A 17896-nucleotide genomic window follows, 5' to 3' on the forward strand; every position below is an offset into this window, starting at 1 on the left:
GGACACATCGACGAGATCAAAGTGAAGGCCCGGGATTTTCGCTGAGATGACAAAGAGGCTGACATGTGTATTAGCGTGCAGCTTAAAATCGTTCGGAGCCCGTGCGTTGACTATGTTTGAAGGGAACCATCCTGAATTCAGCATGCGGCTGAACGAGTTCCTCGCTTCGCGGGCGAGTATCGCCGGTCTGCCGCAGAACATCCTATTGCTGGCGTATGAGGGGTACGGACAGGATATCGTCTCTTGGCAGCACGTCGTCCAACGCGCGCATGAGGTCCATGACGAACTTCAGCGGCGCATGCCTGAAGCTATTTTCGAGATGGTCGTGCACCAAAGTGAGGAGGTTGGCGAAGCCGCGATCGGTGTCAGCGCGTACCATATGAGCGCAGCGAAAATGGAAGTCGGCGGTGAGGCCTTCTTGAACGGTGCGACCAACACCTTTGTGTTTTGGCGTTGGGGTGTATGGCTCCTGCAAACGAACGATGTGGTCGGCGCCACGGGACACTTTCATCGGCGGGTGATGACGCGAGACAAGTCACCGCACTTTTCGTTCACCGCGTTGCACAACGCGGCATCCACTCTCTGGCCCGCCCTCGCGGAGCTGGGGCAGCGGCGTCGCCGGTTCGATGAGCGCGCGAACATAACGTTCTTTGCCGTGCCTTACTCAGGCGGCCTGATCTGCGCCGAATTTCAGAAACTGCAGGAATCCCACAGGTTCAAACCTGTGATCAAGGTCCTGGATAAGGAGATTGTCAGGGACTTTGCGCTTGCGACGCCGTTCGCGAATGGGGATGATCACCTTCTGGTGATGCCCAGAACATTTCTTGATCGCCGTCGTCTGAATTCCAATCAGAAAAAGCTGCACTCCATGCTGGTTAGCTTTGCGACCAAGCACACAGGCGCAATCGACTATCTGCGAAGATCGTCCCGCTTGCTCCTACGGCTCTCCGCGTGTGGGGAGTTATATGCAACGCACATTCAACGACGATGGTGTGCCGCAGACTCTCATTGAACCTGCGATCGCGGATCTCGACAACCTGACCAAGTCGCCGGAGTGGATCAAGGAAAGTGAGCGAAACAGGCGAGCTGTGGAGCGGGCGCTATCGGACCAGGCGCATTCCGAGTGAGATGTGTCGGGTGAAGCGAGAGGATGGGATGTTGCGTCGCCCATCGAGCCGGGCTGTTGGCAAGGTTGAAGCCCTGAGGTCTTCACCCTTCGGGCTGCCATCCCTGACGTTGTGTATGATGTCTCATCAGCACGATGTTTGACGTCATTCGACGGTGGCTGGCATACCGCAAGAATTTACGTCGACGTTGGCAAGACGACGCGCGGCGGCTGCTCGTGGCTGAAGAAAAAACGCCTACTACGAAGCGCAATGCCGCGCGACGAGGGCGCGCTTACACGGCAATAGACGCGAATTCTATCATTGGGCCAAGGTGGCCGCCGAGGTGGCACGCCTGTCGCCTGCCGTAGCGATGGACCTTGATGAGGTCAAGCGTGTGGTAGTCGACGAAGAACGGCGACACCGGTTATCTTGGATTAATTGCCGCTTGCGCTAAGGCGGGATTTGCGGGGGCGGAGAAAACTTCAAGAGGATATCTTTGGTTTCCTCTCTCTCTCTCTCTCTTTTTGAGTGCCGCTTAGATTGGCAGGATCCACCAACTCAATTGGACCGGTTCCGTCGCACCGCGAGGGCGAGCAAGACGAAAGGTGGGTTCCGGTATCGATCCTGGCTTCAGAATCGCCTTGTAGTATTGGACATCGCGCTTTCGGCAGTGTTCACTGCCTTGCAGGCAAGCCTTAAGGATGAAGACCGTGATCAAGGTTGATCGAGACAGCGTTCCTTTCCCTGAAGTACTGCGGCGCGGAAGAGGCGGCGCGGCGGACGAAGAATTTCAAAAGGCAAGCGCGTTTTACAGCGAGTTCGACAAGAAGCGGCAACACTCGCGCTTCGAATTCAAACTGTACCGCCACAAGACCGTAAGGGATGCTCTCGCAAAACTGTTCAACGGGAAGTGCGGGTATTGCGAGTCGCAGATTGCGGCGATCGGCTATGGCGATGTCGCCAATTTCCGGCCAAAGGGCGGGGTGCTCGACGCAGGCAGCACGTACCTCCCGCTGCACTATTGGTGGCTGACGAACGAGTGGACCAACCTCCACCTTTCCTGCTCGATGTGCAATCGAGCCAAGGGCGGGAGATTCCCGCTCGAGGACGAAAAGGATCGGGCGCCCGTGCTCGCCTCGGCTTCCGACCTTCTAAAGGAACGGCCGCTGTTGCTGGATCCATGCGTCGACGATGTCGAGAATGTCCTGCTCTTTTCGTCAAACGGCACCGTTTCGTCCAGCGATCCGCGTGGGCTAACAACGATAGAAATCCTCTCACTGAACCGTGTCGAGTTGGTCAAAGCCCGGCAGCAGACCGCTCGCGCTGTCCTCAGTCAGCTCGAAGTGCTTTTGCTTTCAGAAGGAAGTCCTGATGGGCCGCAGATCAATACCGAGATCGTCAATCGCCTGAAGGAAATGATGTCGCCCGAGGCCCCTTATGCGAGCATGTGCCGGCAACTCGTCAGTCAGGCGATAGCGGCGAAGCCGAACGGCATGGTTGCTCTGGCCTTCGCAAATGATCCCCTCGCGGCCTCGGTCAAGCCGTTCACCTCAGGTGAGGAACGCGCCGCGCAAACCGCGCTTAACAAATTCCAGGCTGATCAAGAGAGTTATTCGCTTGAAGCCGAGACCGAGCAAACTGTCGCGGCCTATGTCAGCACGCGAGACCGTCTGATCGAGTCTGTCCGGATCAAGAATCTGCGCGCTATCGCTAACCTCGACCTCAACGTGGTCGACGGGAGTGAACGCGCGCCTTGGCTAATGCTCTTGGGCGAAAACGCGACCGGCAAGAGCACGGTCCTGCACTCTATTGCTCTTGCACTCGTCGGAGAGCGCTATCGAGGGAAACTCGTCGATGCCTTGCACCTAGATGTTCCCAGGATGGTGAGGAACGGGGCAGACTTTGGGGAAGTCAGTATCAGACTGACAGGTGCCACCGAGCCGCGAACCCTACGCATTCAAGCCGACGGAACGATCACAGCGACGGGAAGAGAGGCGCAGCTCATGCTGCTCGCCTACGGATCGACGCGCTTGCTACCGCGCAAACCGGATTCCGAGGTTCAAGGCACGAACTATGCTCGCGTCGAGAACCTATTCGATCCCTTCATCCCTCTGGTTGATGCCCAGCAATGGCTTCTCACGGCACCGGCTGAAGCTTTTGACTACGCCGCTGGTGCAATCAAGAAGGCCCTGACAGTCGACGTCGAACGCGAGCTTATCCGCCAGGATGGAGAAGTCGGGATAATCGAAAGGGGCGCCCTTATCCCGCTCCCCAGGCTCTGCGACGGCTATCAGACGGTGATCGCGCTCATCGCCGACATCCTCTCAGTCGTCTTGCCGGCTTGGAAGACTCCGGACTTGGCGCAGGGCCTGGTCCTGATCGATGAGGTGGGGAATCATCTCCATCCCTCCTGGAAGCTCCGCTTTGTCGAGAGCGTACGGAGTATCCTGCCTGGGATGCAGGTCATAGCGACCACGCACGAGCCCCTATGTCTGCGGGGGCTGCACCATGGTGAAGTTGCCGTTCTGCAACGCGGGCCACGCGGTGGAATCCATATGCGCGCCGACTTGCCGGCGATCGACGGAATGCGGGTGGACCAGATCCTGATGTCCGAGCACTTTGGTCTGCAAAGCACCCTCGATCCCTCGCTCCAATCACTTTTCGACGAGTATTACGCGCTTCTCCGGGAGGACGACCCCAGCCCCGATGACCGCCAACGAATGGAAACACTGCGCAACGATATCAATCAAAAGCAGAAGCTTGGCGTGAACGAACGTGAGCGCCGCATGCTGGAGGCCATCGACCGATTTCTCGCGCGCCGCATTGAGGTGCCCGACCCGATTGAGCTCGCCGAACGCGAACAGTCGCTCGATGCCGAGCTTTCGTCGATATGGAGCGAGGCACTGGTTAGGGTGGAGGGAGCAGCATGATCCCGATCGTTCGAGACCAAGCCGTGGCGGCGTGCGCGGCACTGAACAAGATCGGTTCAAACGGGTTGACCGAACTCGAACATGCGCTCTGGTTCTTCGGCGGGATAGCACCGGAGAAAAATCCCCTGCCACCAAAGCCGACCAAGCCGCCGGCGTTCTCCGTTTACAAGGAGGAGCCTGTCAGAGATGCGTTGCGGGCTCTGTTCGGGACACGATGCGCATACTGCGAGAGCAACTACCCCCATCTCGCGCAGATGGAAGTGGAACACTATCGTCCGAAGGGCGGGTACATCGACGAATACGGCGTTCTTAAAAAGCCCGGCTATTATTGGCTTGCAGCCAGCTGGGGCAACCTTCTACCGTCGTGCATCGACTGCAATCGCGAGCGAAAGCAGCATCATCGGTCGAGGGACGGAAAGATTGTAAAGAGCAAGTCGGGCAAGGCCAATCGCTTCCCGATCCTGCCTGGAACCTCATACGCCACCACGCCGGCCGCGGTTGCCCTGGAGCGTCCGATGCTGCTCAACCCCTGTGAGGATCAGCCCCATCTGCACCTGCAATTCTTCGCCGACGGATTTCTCCAGCCTGCACTCACGGCAGAAGAAAGGGCTGCCGGTCGAGGAAAGTCCACAATCGATGTTTGCGGTTTGGCGCGGGACGCTCTGGTGGGGGTGCGCCGCGAATGGGCGCTGCGGACGAAAGGAGCGATGGAGGCGGTTCTTCGCGCTGATCGGAATAGGCGAGTCTATCCACACGATCCGGTCATGGCAGCGCAGCTGACGGATGCGGAAACCAATCTCCACACGTTTGTCGATGGCGAAGCGCCTTACCACGCGATGACTGCTGCGATGATGGCGGCCTTCGTCGAGGTCCGATCGCTTCTGGACCCCTACTTCACCGCGCTCGAAGCATGGAGGGCGAACCAAAGCGTCGGCAACCGGCAAGCATTGTTGGAGCGTGCGACCGCCATTCAGCAGCTGCGCCGCGACGCAAGGTTCGACGAACAGCTTGTCAATTTTCTATTGGATAAAGCGGGGGCCTCCGAAGCCACTCCGGGCAGGACCTAACCAACCGCACCTCATGCGGGGATAACTGCGGTCAGCTGGGCTGGATCAAGCTTACGACGTTCGGCCCAATCAACGAGTCCCGGCGGCCGGTAGTGGCGGTCCTCTCGCCATCGGGCAAATACGGAAGGGTCGATGCTTTCGTTGACGTTGTCAGAGTACCCCTTCGTCACAGTGCGCCGGAGTGCACCGATAATGCGCTGATGGCGGTTCGTCACTTTCGAATAAAAACCGTACATGAACTGGCTATACGAATCGACGATCTGATCCCGGTGAGAATCCCCGTCGACGATCACGGGATAGCGGAAAGTGAGACCGTGACTTTCCGCTTTCTCGACCATCCAGGCGAGCGGCAACTGCGATAGTTTGTTGGCGGGATAGCCGCCTCCAACATTGGCATGAGCACCAACGAACCAGCGCTGCTCAGTGATAGTAGCACTGCGTTTCGACCGTCGAGCAGATGCATCGGGCGGGTCAGGCGTGAAGCGGGTCCACAGCGTCGGCGCGAACGCAGCGCGATGCTCGTCGATGCCTAGTGCCTGATAGCTGTGTTTGTAGATCGTCGAGAGATGGGTGTTGTGAAACCAGTGCGAGGTTCCGAAGGGCACGCCCAGCGCTCCGACCGTATCAAACACCCCAACCATCTTGATCGGCACGCGCTTGCAATAGGCCAAGAGGGAGGCTTCCTCGCGCGACAGCGGGTAGATCGGCGGGTCGTCCATTGCGGTGCCGCCACGCTTTTCGCGCCGCCGCAGCTCGCGCTGTTCAAATTCGAGTCTATACAGCGGACGCAGGGTCAAAGCCCGTCGATAGCGTTCAAAGACCTCTTCAAGGGAAAGTGGAGCGCCAGGCTGAAGCAGGCCACATCGGGCAACCAAGCCCATCAGCGACCGTGCTGTGAAGGCGCCACGGCTGAAGCCGAAGACAAAAATCTCGTCTCCGGGGGAGTAGGTTTCGACCAACCATCGATACGCCGACATGATGTTGCGATCGAGACCGTAGCCGAATATTCCGCCCCGGAACTGCTCACCCAGCCGCGTTCCAACGCCTTGGTCGTAGTACAGAACCTGATCCAACCCATCGGCGCTCGTTCTTGCGCAGAGCGCATGCAGTCGCCAGACATTCGTATTGTCCGCGACTGTGTTCCAGGTCCCATCGAGAAACATTGCTATTCGCCTGCGCGGCGGCTGTGGCATGAGGATTTCCGTTCACTGTCCAATAATTTTGCCGACGAAACTTATTCCCAATCTTTTCCCCTCTCTATCCGGTCGGAATCCCATTGTTAGTTGAATCTGAGTGGTGATTTCGGTTTCTCGAATGCCTGGTTTTTGCGGGCGAAGCCAGCGACGTACTTCATCGTCGGTAGGCCGCCGGGTTGATGGCACCGGGCCTTTGCGATGATCACTTGGTCAGCGTCTGTATTACGACCAGATTGTCACGGTGTTCGGCAGGTTACTGCCGCTCCTCGCACTCAATCACCTTCGATGGCGCGCCGAACCCGATGATGGCTCAAATGAAGATGAGGGAAGTCGGGCCGTTTCCTCTGTTGAAGGGCTGACCAACACCGCAGTTGGACAAAACGGGGAAGCGTTCACGGCGCGCGACAACTCCAGGTCACGAATTTCTTCACTTCAGGTGGACCGTCTTTGCCGGCAGCGATCCGTCGCCTGCGATGAGTCCCGCCGACTCCCGCCCTGACACCTCGGCGCCAAAGTTCGGCTATCTCTTGATCGGGATGTCGCCGGCCGGATCCTTGATGAACCAGGCAAGCCCCTTCGTGATCAAGACCAGATTGCGCACCGGCGCGCCCACCGGACCATCGACCACCGTGAACATCTTGGTGTCCATGAAATCGTGTACGCCGCAGGAGAAGTCGAAGCTGGCTTCCGTCCCAAGCGCGGCAAGGTCGAGGCCTTTCCGGACGGTTGCGGTGTACTTCGGCTTCGTTGGTGTCTTACACTTCGTCTCGCTACCGGTGCAGGGAAAATCCTTGTCGAATTCGAGCAGCTTGAGGACCTGCGCAAACGGTACGTTGTCAGTGTCACCGAACATCGCGTTGTGGCCTGGCGCCGGCTGCCAGGACAGTGTGTCCCCGGGATGCAGCACCAGAGGGTCTTCCTGAGCACGTGCCCAGGGACTAAGCGAGAGCGCGACAGGCAATCCCAGGCAGAAGATGGCGGCATTCAAGGTCGAAACATGGCGCATCGTGATCTCCTTTTGTTTGATTGCTGGGTTCAGTGATGTCGCGCCACCGATGCCTTCGGGATGACACGGACCAGTTGCATCATGCCCCGGTCCTCATGCTCCAGAATGTGGCAGTGGAGAACGAACGATCCGGCAAAATCGTCAAAACGATGCCGAATCTTTACGTATCCATTGGCATCGGTCCGAAGTGGGATCGCGACGGTGTCCTGCCAAGGTCTTGGCGTGGGCACTTCGTAAAGGGTCTTTCCGTCAAATATTTCCAGAACCTGGAACGGATTGACGTGGATATGGAATGGATGCGACGCCGTTGTCGTCGTGTTGAAAAGCGTCCAATCCTCTGTATCTCCGAGGATCATGGTCTGATCGTATTGTCCGTCGGCGAAGTGGTGGCCGTCGATCTGGGGGCCCTTCCCGTCTTCAGAGAAGGTGATCTTGCGGGCAATCCGCGGCTCATCCGTGATGTCGTCGAGGAAGCCTGGTCGCGGCGGAAAGTTCGCTTCCCTCGGGAGCGTCATCTCGACAGGCTCGCCGCTCACGGTCAGCGTCAGCAATGGATTCGCCCCCGAGCCTTCGCGGGTCACGTCGAGCGCGAAAGCGGCGCTTGGCGTGTCGGAGGCAAGCGCAGGAGCTTTGACCAGCAGATCGATCCGGTTTCCGGGCGCGAAGTTGCTTAGGGGGTTCCCGCCTGCTCTGAACGGCTGGGCCTCATAGGTCGCCGGATCGAACTGTATCCCATCCTGCGCCGTCTGCTTCCATTCGGGCAGCGTGTCTGCCGTCACATCGTCATCAGCTCGGAAACCGACGATCTTGCAGATACTGTCGACGCTGCCATTGACCAGCCGCCACAGTTGCACCTCGCCCGGACGCATGGCGATCGTCGGATGGGCCTGTCCATTCACCGTTAGGACCGGCAGTTCGCTGGATCCAACGATCATGGGCGGAAACTCGGCGAACTGCTGCACGATCATGACTTGCTCGACCAGGCCGGGCAGTAGCGCCTTGAGCTTGTCGTCGTAGCTCTCGCCTTCGACCACGAATACGCCCGCCATGCCATGATACATGTTGATTGCGGTCGATCCGTGCACATGTGTGTGGTACCAGTGCGTGCCAGGCGCCTGTCCGGCCACAAGTGGCTCAGCTGCGGCCGCGTCGTGGTGATGCGCGGTTGCGTCCGAATCGGCGAAGTTCGGGATCTGGAACGAGAACGGATGCGCACCGATCTCGAATTGTGGCCACAGCCCCGCCGCTATCTGCTCCTTCAGTAACGGCAGCAGCCGGTTGGCCGTCGGCAAAGCGCCCGGTTCTCCGTGCCACACTGCGGCATCGTCGTAGTCTGCAAGCATTTTTTTCTGCAGCGCGGTCAGGCCGGGCGGCAGGTCGCCCCAGTTTCGCGGCGGGTCTCCACGCCGGGTACGCTCGAAGATCCCGTCGAAGAAGCCGCTGACTTCTTCCTCCTTGAGCCGAGGATTGGGGCGCAGTTTGAGCAGCACGTTGTCCCCCAGCCCGTCCGGAGAGACGTGGAAACCATGGAAATGGACGTTCGTCGTGCTAGATCCGTGGAAGCAGTTTGGAAACGAGTCGCCAAATCCCTCTGGGTAGATCTGGAAGCCATCGACCATCGTGAATATCTCACAGCCGTTCTGAGCGCCGGTCTCGGCATGGTCGATGCCGGCATCGCCGAAGGCGGACACGTCGATCTGGTTGAAGAACTTGATCTCGACGAAATCGCCGACCCGGGCGCGCAGTGTGGGCCCCGGGTTCATTGCCTCACGATCGTTGGGTGGCGGCCATATGGCACCCGTCAGCACGTCGCGTCCCCAGAAATGCCGCAGCGTCTTTGTTTCAGTCGCGTGGGGAAGACGCCGCTGGATGTTTGCGCTGCCCAAAACCGCCTGCAAACGGCCACCGGCACTGCGGATCTCGCCGATCTGGCGCAATGCCGGCCCGGGCGCAAGCGGTTGTGCTCTCGCCTCGTGCACCAGGCTTCGCCGAACACCAAAGGCCGCAAGCGCCAGCGCGACCGCTGTTCCCGCCAGAAAGTGCCGTCGAGCCAGACGCGGCACTGGCACGTTGACTCCGCCTGACCGGACAGCCTTCTGGTCGCCCGGGTTCGTCATGGCATATTGACCTTGATGCTGCCGCCTTCGGCCGGGTCACGGTGGGGATGTTTCGAGCAGGTGTAGGGATACTCTTTCGGGCCATCGTCGCTGGTAAGTATCAGATGGCTGCTGACTGGTGGAAAATCTGGATCCGTACAGCGAGCCAGGGGCTCCGGAAACCATTGATCCTCAGATCTTCCCACCGGCATGATCCAGTGCCCGGCCTTGCGGTCGTTGTTTCGGAACACCACCACTTCAGGCGACCCTGGCGCAATCGTCAGCGACAGAACCTCCGGATCAAATGAGATCACATCATCCACACGGCGAATATCGACAAACATTCAACCCGCCCCCGTCCATTGAACCCAGACAGCAATACGTTCGCGCCGCGCACAACACGCCAGCAATTTATCTACATAAGAAATGTTTCGTCTCAGCTACATTGCCAAATATTCCGGATTCAGACAATACATTGCAGATGATAAAATCACGATACCAATCATCAACATTCTAAAAATGATTTTTAGAACAGGTATTTTGTCGACAGAGAAGTGCTTCATCGTGATTGAGGGCGACGCTCGATTCAGATTCCGGCAAGTAAGCACGCACGATACATCCGCATTCATGCTGCAGGCTTGGTCCAGGAAAACATGCAGGCGGGCGGCACAACGAGATCAGCCGGGAATGGCGGCTCCGGGAAATACTGCAGCGTGCGCTGGATGCCGCGCGCGACATCATCGCCCTTGAGCAATCTTACAAGATGCAGCGATTCGTCGATGGCCGAGGAGATGCCGCCGCCGGTTAGCCGGTTGCGGTCGAGGTGGTAGCGCGGAAAGCCGTCGACGACCGTCACCTTTTCGAACTGCCGCAGACAAGGGATGAACTTCCAGTGCGTTGTTGCCTCATAGCCGTCGAGCAATCCGGCAGCGGCGGAAAGCAGTGCGCCCTCGCACACCGAACAAACCCATTTCGCCCTGGCACCTATGGTCGCCAGGAAGGACATATACTCGTGACCCGCTCTCCCGCTCATCATTTCCGCAAGCGCCCGCAGATCGCCACCCGGTACCCAAAGGACATCGAGCGCGGCGACCTGCTGAAAATTATGCGTAGCAAGGAAGCGAAATCCGTCGCGGGTCACGATCGGCTGTTCCACACTGGCGGCGATCAGGCGAACCTCTACCGCCGGATCCGAAATCCATTTGAAGACTTCGTGCGCGCCAGTCACGTCGAACAGGTCGACGTCGTTGTAGACCGGAATGCCGATGATCATCTCGCGCCGCCCCATACCGATCGTGTGGAGGGCCAGTTCGCCCACGATGCCGCAGGTCCCCGCTCCACCACGGCCGCGAATGTTATAAGCACCATTGTCGCCGTGTGCAGGAAGCCTGGCGCCAGCAGCGGAACGAGCATCATCCCCCAACAACTGCCCACGCACCAGATGCCATGCGTCGCGCCAAAACGCAGTGGATCGCCCTCGGCCTTGGAGTCGAATTCGGCCACAACCGGGCGCGCGCGGCACAGCCGAAGGCTGTTTCTCTTCATCGGCGTCCTCTGCCAGGCGAGCGCTATCGCGACTCCCAAACAGATTCGCAACAGGTCGCGCTCCGCAAAAAGACCAAAAAACAAAAGCGAGATCGGCACAAGGGCGAGGCCCGCGACACACCAGACAGCAGCATAGCCCCATAAAAACTGAGCTACAGCATGCAGGCGGCGGCTCGGCAGACTGCCCTGCCAGACATGTCGCAGGGGACTGCCGAGCAATGGCGGCATCATTGCCAGAAGCATGCAGAACCAGGACAAAAGCAGCAGGGGTGAAGCGTTGTCGAACGCGACTGAAATGCGCGCCATCGTTGCTCCCGCATCCGGTGCGTAGGTGAGGCAAAGCGACGCCAGAGGCCCGTTATAGTCCGCCATTACCGCCAGCAACCAACCCGCAAGGCTCGCCAGTTGGAGCGGCACGGGCAGATGCCTCAGTGAGTGCCACGCAACGGTTGCCGCGCGCATCTCATTGCTCCTGCCGGTAGACGATTATTCTCTCCGCAGAAATCCCGCGACCCGAACCATCTGGCCAACGAGACGACAAGCATCTCCGTGCCGGATACTTCACAGCCGTCATGGACAGCTGTGTTTCTTCCGGGAATAGGGCGCAAGGTTCGTTCATGGTTCGAAATGTCCTCGACACCACGCCCTCTCCAGGTCGTGCGGAGAGGCTCTCTTCTCCTGGAATCGGGCGAAAAATAGCGGATGGACCGCTCTGTCGACGTCACACCGATCGTTCATTGGCCGCCACCTGAATGGCAGGCCATGTGCTTGTTGCGTGGGACATTCGCAAGTCGCGCCAACTCGGCAACGACGCTCCCGGGATCAGCTTGAAGTCTCAAGAACCGGTGAGCAATCCGGCCCTTGCTGTCGAGCAGGTAAAGTTCAATGCGGTGGTCATTGACTTGATTGCCGCCATAATTGACACCCAGGTCAAAGGCATCAACCACGCTATTCAACTGCGACGGCACGCGCATCATCTTGAAGTCCGCACCGAAGGGCACGCCTTTTGACTCGCCGTATTGTCGCAGGACAGCTGCTGTATCCCGGTGAGGGTCGTAGCTTATTGCCGCAACTCTGATCTGGCCATCAAGCCCTGCATCCAGCAGGCCTCTGTGAATTTCCACGAGGTTGTAGATGGTCTGAACACACTTTCGAGGGTTCATGCATGTCGCGTAGAAAAAGGCCACGACACTCGGTTTGCCGTGGAAAAAGTAACCCCACTCGAACTTGCCACCATCCTGGTCCTCAACTTCAATGGAAGAAAGATTGAGATCGTGTTCAGTCGTCACAATGCCGGGTTCGATCAGCGGCGCTGAACCGCAGCACGTCCGGGGAGTGGTCGCGGCATATGACCGTAGGGATTCGATGCAGCGGGCGATCACGGCACGGGTTTCCGGGCTAAACCGCGCCGAATAGGTAGAAAGCAGAACCTCCAAATCTGGAACAACATGATGCGCGGCTGGTCCCAGCCAGGCGACCGCCTCCAACACCTCCGATAGTGCCGTGGAGAAGCTGGTGAGCGGCCAAGTCACGTCATAAGCTTCAAAGCTTACTGGCTGGTCGTTCTGCCAAATGTTGTAAATTGCACGGACTAGGTAATCGGCCAGTCGAGCGTCGGGGGCGGCTCCACCCTTGATGGCTCGGGCTGCCGCGGCAACCAAGTTGGGACGGAAGGACGTTTCCAAAACTTCTACGACGTATGGAAGCGCATCGTTTGGGAGGCCGCTGTCATGGAATGCTGCCATGGCATAGGCGCGCATCCTTGTCGCTGACCCGGCGGAACGACCGCGGAAAACCTCATGGCTCACCGACAACAAAGGCAACAAGGTCTTCGCTGCCTCGCTACTACGCCGCCTTTGTTTGTCGACAAACGAGGCGAACCTCTGCTCCGTTATGGAGCCGTCCAACCGCGGTCTTTCTTCATGGACCTCTGAGCCAACGTCACCCACGGGATTGTCCTCACTCGTTCGATAGGGCTCCGGCGGGCAGCGTCAGTTGATCGGCGGCCTGCCGAAACAAGACGGTAGCGGTTGGCGCCATTGAGCGTATGACCTCTCGAGCCTCTTCGACCCCCTTCTGGTCTTTGTGCGGCCTGATGCTGGCGACACCACGGGCCAAGTATGGTGCAATTTCACTTGCAGCGCCCTGTTCCTCCAGCATCCGTTTCGCGACGGAGGCAAACCCACCAGGATCGAAGTTGTTGACGATGTCCGGTATTAACGCCCGCGCAGCGAAAGGCTTCGACTCGTCTTGAAGGATTTTCGTCAGAACCGGGGCAGTGTCAGCATCGGCCGGCAGGTGCCGGACAGCTTGAATCAGGCTTGCATCGTCTGGAGGGTTTTGAGCGATGGCAAGCAGGAGGTCCTTGTCGATGCCTTTCTCGTCCGCGCCCAGCATGGCGATGGCCTGATACGTAGGCACGGACTTTTCCGCCTCCGGTTTGTCCGATTCCAACTCAGAGCGTAGATGCTGCTGGGCAACCTCGTCTCCCCTAAGCGACAGAAAGGACAGCGCTTGGCGCCGAACCTCGGCATCGGGCGACTTGATCAACCCACGCAGCGCGTTGGTCAGCTCGGCCGATCGTGTTGGCAGCACCTTGGAAAAGATGCCCACTACTGTAAGAGTGCCGATGGCACTGAGTTGGTCGGCCGCCGACGTAGCGGGATTCGCGAGCCGCTCAATGAGCGCGGCGATCTGCTCATCGCTTCCCGCCAAGTCCAATATTTCCTGGGTGCCTGCATCAAGTTGGTCGCTTGCCTTCTGGACCTGCTGCAGGAGCTGATCTCTGTAGTCTGAAATTTTGGTCATGCGGTGTCTCCTTTGAAGTGCCAAGTGGCAACTTTAGGAAATGGGCGGTTCGACGTGGTTGTACGGAACGTCGTCATAGCCGAAGCCCAGATAGTGATCCGAGTTGTGGTTGGCGTATGGGTCGATCGCGTTTTCTATGCGCGGACTGTTATTCGGGAAGTTTACTACAAGGTCCGACCGGGTAAAGTTCTCTTTTCGAGTCCCCGGAGGTAGCATGCTTCCTGGTTGGGAGGTCCCACCATCCCAAGGCCACTGTCTGGCGTCGATAATTTCCCACGGATCTGCATCCCCCGCCTGCTGGTAGGGATAGGTGCGGATGTCGTTCTGGTCGTCGCGCTCGAACATGCCCTGCCAAAGAGCCCAGAGACGATCGATATTGCAGTGTAATAGAAAAAACAGAGGGTCTTCCGGGGCTACCGGGACGTTGTTGATGCGACCGTTAAAACTCATATGGGCTGCGCCATGCGGGGTGCCTTCCATTCGAGCAAAACTCTTAGGTAGTGTGAGACTTCCGAGCTTAGCTTCTTCTGGATCGTCGGGAGCCACGCCACCACCCATTCCAAGCGTAACGTCTTGGCTCGTCAGGCGAAAGTCCCGTCCGTCTGGAAGTACCAAGCCGGTCGCTTCCCCGCTTTGTGGATCAAAGCGGGCAGTCCTCGGAATACCTTGGACATCGCCGATTTGCCAACGGGAGAGAGGATTATCAAGGGCTAAGCGCGCGGGGGGCGTAGTAGCTCCACTATCGATCGCTCCTCCTGGCTCCCGGCTGTCTCTGGGAATCTCATCTATGGCGCCCATGAAGCCTTCCGTGAATAGATTGGGCGCAGCCTGATCAAATCGCCAATAAGGCAGCGTTACCGTGGGCTTAATCGCTTGTAGCAGTCTTTCCAGGTCCATCAAGTAGAGACGATGCCAAGGCAAAAAGTGAGAATCCCCATGTTCAGAGTCTGTTGCTCCTTGGACATGCATTTTTACGAAGTCGGTGACGTAAATGCCGCGGCCAGGACCCGGAGTGGGGTCGGTGTCTACGAGAATTCCATTCAGTTTCGCGAGCGCGAACAAGAAGTCATTGCGAGCCTGATCGCTCAGTTCGTTTGCGTTGCGCCGCACCCGAATCATAATCTCGACCGCCGCTACGACGGTTTCGGGTTCATGCGACCAACGCGCCTCTAGAGTCACGTCTTTGGCGTCCACGCTCGCACCGCTATGCCGTTCGCCAGGCTGGAACTCGCCAGCGATGAAAATGGTCCGCTCTTCCCCTGCTTGCAGGTCGACCTCGATTTCCGATTGTGGCGGCTGGTTCCGATCTTGCAAGAAAACAACTCTTGCAGCCGAACCAACGGCGGAACGAGAGCTTATGCGAAGGGTCCCACCTAGCGGGCTGGCAACAACCAGCGGCACAGGGGTCCAGGCAATATAGCCGCTGTCCGGAGAATCAGAGCCGTAGGGCCGTAGAGAAACCGCCATATGAAGCACCTCCGATAATCTTCACTAGAGCGTCCAAGTGTTCTTCGGGTTCAAAGTAGCTACGGCGTTCTGTCCAGCCATTCCAGTCGGACATACCGCCATGCATCGGCCGACAGGGTCACGGTCAACCAGCATGAAGAGAACATGACGGCATTTCCGGAGCGCACGGCTATGGCCAGCTGAAACTTCAATTCCCCAGGACGCAAATAAAGGAAGCGGAGTATCCCGCAGGCGCTCCACCGTGCGGTTTGCTGCGGATCACAGTACCGACGAGCGTCGGAACTTGATCGACGCCGTCGGGCCATGCATGATTTTCCGCACCACGGTAGTCGTACTGCCAGCCCTCGGTTGGCGTCCCATCGCGACCCTTGCCTGAAACCTCGAAGCCGGGCGGGCCACTTCCTGCATGCGCCAGTGAACTTCCGACAAGATCCAGCACGTATCCGCCACCCATATCGAAGGTTCCGGACAGGTAGCCGGACGCTCCCTGATTGATCTGCATGACCCCTTCGCCAAAAATAAGAGCGAGGGCCGCCTGCGGATCGCCAGCCACCAGCTTCTTATCATTGAGAAAACTACGATAAATCCAATCGCCGGTAAGCATTACGCACCTATTGATCGAATAGTCGATATTATATAGTGTCTGAGATATATTTCGAACGCAATAGGGTCTTCGCTAAAAACTGACGCTTCGGCGCGGAAAATCATGAGATTCGGTTCTTACGCTGGAATACAAAGCGGTTGTCAACGACGTTTGTTTTTGTTTCCTAAGTATTTGCGTGTGTTTTCTAAAGTATTTGATTGGCGCAGAAGCGTTCGAAAAGCCGCGGAGAAACCGGCGCGCTGTTCTTGGCAGTGGGGAGAAGGGATGTTTCCGTCCGGGACCTCAATGTCGTTATTTGTTATAGGCTGGCAGCATGATCCCCGACTGGCTCAAGAGTCTTCTCGGCCGCAAGCCGAAAAGTATTCTGATCAAGCCACAGCCGGCCAGGTTGCTAGTGACCGCCGATGCGCTCAAGGACTTGATGGCTGCGCTAGTCCGGTCTCAGCAGCAGCGGCATGAGGGATCGCCTATCTGCTCGGTCGGACCGAAGGTGCCGTCACCCTTGCTGTCGCGGTCTTCGCGCCCGAGGCGCGGACGACGGCGGGCAGCTTTCATGTGCTGCCTCGCGCCATGGTGTCGTGCATGCAGGCGGCGGCGCGGTTTGAGTTGCAGGTCGTGGCCCAGGTCCACACCCATCCGGGCCAAGCCTTCCATAGCGATGGTGACGTCGAAGGCGCCAATCTCCGTTACCCGGGATATGCCTAAATCGTGCTGCCTGAATATGGACGATATCTGCTCGCGCTGGCCGGCGCGGCGCCTATCTGTGGCAGAAGCCGCACGGCTGGATCGAGCTTTCGGACGACGACGTCATTATCATTCCGGCAGGCGGGCCATGGACCAGCAACAGTTTTACGACCGGCTGAACGATCGCATGCGTCGCTACGGCGCGTCACCGCTCGACCCAACGCAGGTAATCACGATCACCGGTCTCCCGATTATCTTGCCAGCTACGATGGGCAAGTAGCAGCACTCGTTGCCTGCAACCTTCTAGGGCGCCTGTCGCCATCGGTTCAGATCGGCTACACTGTCCTGCCCATTCACCCGCACCTGCCCTGGGCGGGTTGTTCGCTCGTCAGGCATACCCTGGAGGGCATGGTGGCAACCAAGCCGTTTCGGCACCTACGGTGCACGCCCGCTGGCAGCGGGCGACTTCCGTTTCCATCTCGCGCAGGACGGCCACGAGACGATCGTGCACGAGGCCGGATGGAACGCTTACATCGGTCCGGCGCCGTCACACCTGCCACCAATCAAAACGGAGCTGCAGGAATGGGCGCCAATCCAGACAAAACCTGGATAAGCGAACTAAACATCCTGCTATTTGCTGCAGCCCGATCCAGCGAGGGACTTGACTAGTTGTAGGCTGAAGCGTCCCATATGGATGTTACTAGCTGGAGGAGACTGTTATGGCGCTCATAATAATACAGATGCCTGGAGGTGACACCGAGGCGGTCGATCCAACTCAACTTCTGTGGTTCCGACCAGCGTTCGACTGGGAAATTGCCAATACGACTGCGATAAGGATAGGTGGTCAGCGCCTGTACTCAATTGAAAAAATGGACAAGATCTCCGATCGCTTCAAGCAAGCGGGCCAGAAATTGGGAACCTTCACGGCACCCGCAGGTGATATCAAACCCGTTGTCAATGCTCGAAATGTCTTAGAAATCGAAAAGGCAAAACCTGCCATCAATCACCCTGGAGCCAGAGCTGTCTTGAAATTTAGTTTTCGAGAAGGGCTCGCTGTTAGGGAGACACCAGAGGATGCTAGAGTTATCTTGGACGATGCACTAAAGGCCTAGCCGGGAAACGTGGATAGCCACGATTGTTTCTTCGCTACCTGGATAGTCACACTGAAAACTCCACACAAACTGCGACTTGGATTTGTCAGCGCCACACGGGCGCGCCATCGTTGACCTGAATGGGGGCGCAATGGGTCAAAAGAGTGAGTATCCGCCCCCACCGGTTCGACGGCTGCGTGTTTATGCTTTTGATCCCCAAGCCTCGACCACGACAGCTACGGCTGGGATCAATGTGGCTACCATCAAGCTGGCGTCGGAGCAAAGCTGGGAGGAGA

The 17896-nt window shown here is 58.2% G+C and carries 14 protein-coding genes; 4 read left to right on the plus strand and 10 right to left on the minus strand.

Annotated features, from left to right (window positions below; genetic code table 11):
- Positions 1-106: 106 nt before the first annotated feature.
- The 3 genes from MESS4_RS08610 (at position 107) to MESS4_RS31125 (ending at position 5103) form a co-directional block, all read left to right on the plus strand.
- Positions 107-1012: a hypothetical protein gene (locus MESS4_RS08610; RefSeq protein ID WP_157385536.1), complete on the plus strand. Its 906-nt coding sequence runs from the start codon at positions 107-109 to the stop codon at positions 1010-1012.
- A gap of 795 nt (positions 1013-1807) precedes the next feature.
- Positions 1808-4036 (plus strand): AAA family ATPase, encoded by a 2229-nt coding sequence (locus MESS4_RS08615; RefSeq protein ID WP_036240913.1) that lies wholly within the window; start codon positions 1808-1810, stop codon positions 4034-4036.
- A complete protein-coding gene (locus tag MESS4_RS31125) occupies positions 4033-5103 on the plus strand; it encodes a hypothetical protein (RefSeq protein WP_006328970.1) in 1071 nt (356 codons plus the stop codon). Before MESS4_RS08615 ends, MESS4_RS31125 begins: the two co-directional genes overlap by 4 nt.
- Before the next feature lie 11 nt (positions 5104-5114).
- Here MESS4_RS31125 and MESS4_RS08625 read toward each other — a convergent pair whose 3' ends face one another.
- From MESS4_RS08625 to MESS4_RS08670, 10 genes are all read right to left on the minus strand, one after another.
- Positions 5115-6266 carry a DUF2235 domain-containing protein gene (locus tag MESS4_RS08625; protein WP_244441082.1) on the minus strand — a complete coding sequence of 384 codons (1152 nt, stop codon included), beginning with the start codon at positions 6264-6266 and terminating at the stop codon, positions 5115-5117.
- Between the two features lie 553 nt (positions 6267-6819).
- Positions 6820-7305, minus strand: coding sequence for a hypothetical protein (locus MESS4_RS08630; protein WP_006328978.1), 486 nt, complete (start codon positions 7303-7305; stop codon positions 6820-6822).
- A gap of 29 nt (positions 7306-7334) precedes the next feature.
- The gene (locus MESS4_RS08635; RefSeq protein ID WP_006328979.1) at positions 7335-9422 is read right to left on the minus strand and encodes a multicopper oxidase domain-containing protein; all 2088 of its coding nucleotides are present in this window, start codon (positions 9420-9422) and stop codon (positions 7335-7337) included.
- Positions 9419-9745 carry a hypothetical protein gene (locus MESS4_RS08640; RefSeq protein WP_006328980.1) on the minus strand — a complete coding sequence of 109 codons (327 nt, stop codon included), beginning with the start codon at positions 9743-9745 and terminating at the stop codon, positions 9419-9421. Before MESS4_RS08640 ends, MESS4_RS08635 begins: the two co-directional genes overlap by 4 nt.
- A 281-nt stretch (positions 9746-10026) precedes the next feature.
- Positions 10027-10719, minus strand: a complete 693-nt coding sequence (locus tag MESS4_RS08645) for a DJ-1/PfpI family protein (protein WP_006328981.1) — start codon at positions 10717-10719, stop codon at positions 10027-10029.
- The gene (locus MESS4_RS31130) at positions 10671-11408 is read right to left on the minus strand and encodes a DUF2182 domain-containing protein (RefSeq protein ID WP_006328982.1); all 738 of its coding nucleotides are present in this window, start codon (positions 11406-11408) and stop codon (positions 10671-10673) included. Before MESS4_RS31130 ends, MESS4_RS08645 begins: the two co-directional genes overlap by 49 nt.
- A gap of 272 nt (positions 11409-11680) precedes the next feature.
- Positions 11681-12895, minus strand: coding sequence for an SCO family protein (locus tag MESS4_RS08655; protein WP_157385537.1), 1215 nt, complete (start codon positions 12893-12895; stop codon positions 11681-11683).
- Positions 12896-12905: 10 nt separating this feature from the next.
- A complete protein-coding gene (locus tag MESS4_RS08660; RefSeq protein ID WP_006328984.1) occupies positions 12906-13754 on the minus strand; it encodes a hypothetical protein in 849 nt (282 codons plus the stop codon).
- Between the two features lie 33 nt (positions 13755-13787).
- Positions 13788-15221 carry a tyrosinase family protein gene (locus tag MESS4_RS08665; RefSeq protein WP_006328985.1) on the minus strand — a complete coding sequence of 478 codons (1434 nt, stop codon included), beginning with the start codon at positions 15219-15221 and terminating at the stop codon, positions 13788-13790.
- Between the two features lie 187 nt (positions 15222-15408).
- On the minus strand, positions 15409-15825 hold the full coding sequence (locus MESS4_RS08670) for a hypothetical protein (protein ID WP_006328986.1): 417 nt from the start codon (positions 15823-15825) through the stop codon (positions 15409-15411).
- A 1403-nt stretch (positions 15826-17228) separates the two neighbouring features.
- Here MESS4_RS08670 and MESS4_RS08680 point away from each other — a divergent pair.
- On the plus strand, positions 17229-17621 hold the full coding sequence (locus MESS4_RS08680; protein ID WP_006328991.1) for a hypothetical protein: 393 nt from the start codon (positions 17229-17231) through the stop codon (positions 17619-17621).
- Positions 17622-17896: the final 275 nt, after the last annotated feature.

The organism is Mesorhizobium sp. STM 4661, assembly GCF_000359125.1.
Lineage (GTDB): Bacteria > Pseudomonadota > Alphaproteobacteria > Rhizobiales > Rhizobiaceae > Mesorhizobium.

Coding starts and splice junctions, on each gene's coding strand:
- MESS4_RS08615 (WP_036240913.1), top strand. CDS start 1,808: ATGAAGACCGTGATCAAGGTTGATCGAGACAGCGTTCCTTTCCCTGAA.
- MESS4_RS31125 (WP_006328970.1), top strand. CDS start 4,033: ATGATCCCGATCGTTCGAGACCAAGCCGTGGCGGCGTGCGCGGCACTG.
- MESS4_RS08625 (WP_244441082.1), bottom strand. CDS start 6,266: ATGTTTCTCGATGGGACCTGGAACACAGTCGCGGACAATACGAATGTC.
- MESS4_RS08630 (WP_006328978.1), bottom strand. CDS start 7,305: ATGCGCCATGTTTCGACCTTGAATGCCGCCATCTTCTGCCTGGGATTG.
- MESS4_RS08635 (WP_006328979.1), bottom strand. CDS start 9,422: ATGACGAACCCGGGCGACCAGAAGGCTGTCCGGTCAGGCGGAGTCAAC.
- MESS4_RS08640 (WP_006328980.1), bottom strand. CDS start 9,745: ATGTTTGTCGATATTCGCCGTGTGGATGATGTGATCTCATTTGATCCG.
- MESS4_RS31130 (WP_006328982.1), bottom strand. CDS start 11,408: ATGCGCGCGGCAACCGTTGCGTGGCACTCACTGAGGCATCTGCCCGTG.
- MESS4_RS08660 (WP_006328984.1), bottom strand. CDS start 13,754: ATGACCAAAATTTCAGACTACAGAGATCAGCTCCTGCAGCAGGTCCAG.
- MESS4_RS08665 (WP_006328985.1), bottom strand. CDS start 15,221: ATGGCGGTTTCTCTACGGCCCTACGGCTCTGATTCTCCGGACAGCGGC.
- MESS4_RS08670 (WP_006328986.1), bottom strand. CDS start 15,825: ATGCTTACCGGCGATTGGATTTATCGTAGTTTTCTCAATGATAAGAAG.
- MESS4_RS08680 (WP_006328991.1), top strand. CDS start 17,229: ATGGCGCTCATAATAATACAGATGCCTGGAGGTGACACCGAGGCGGTC.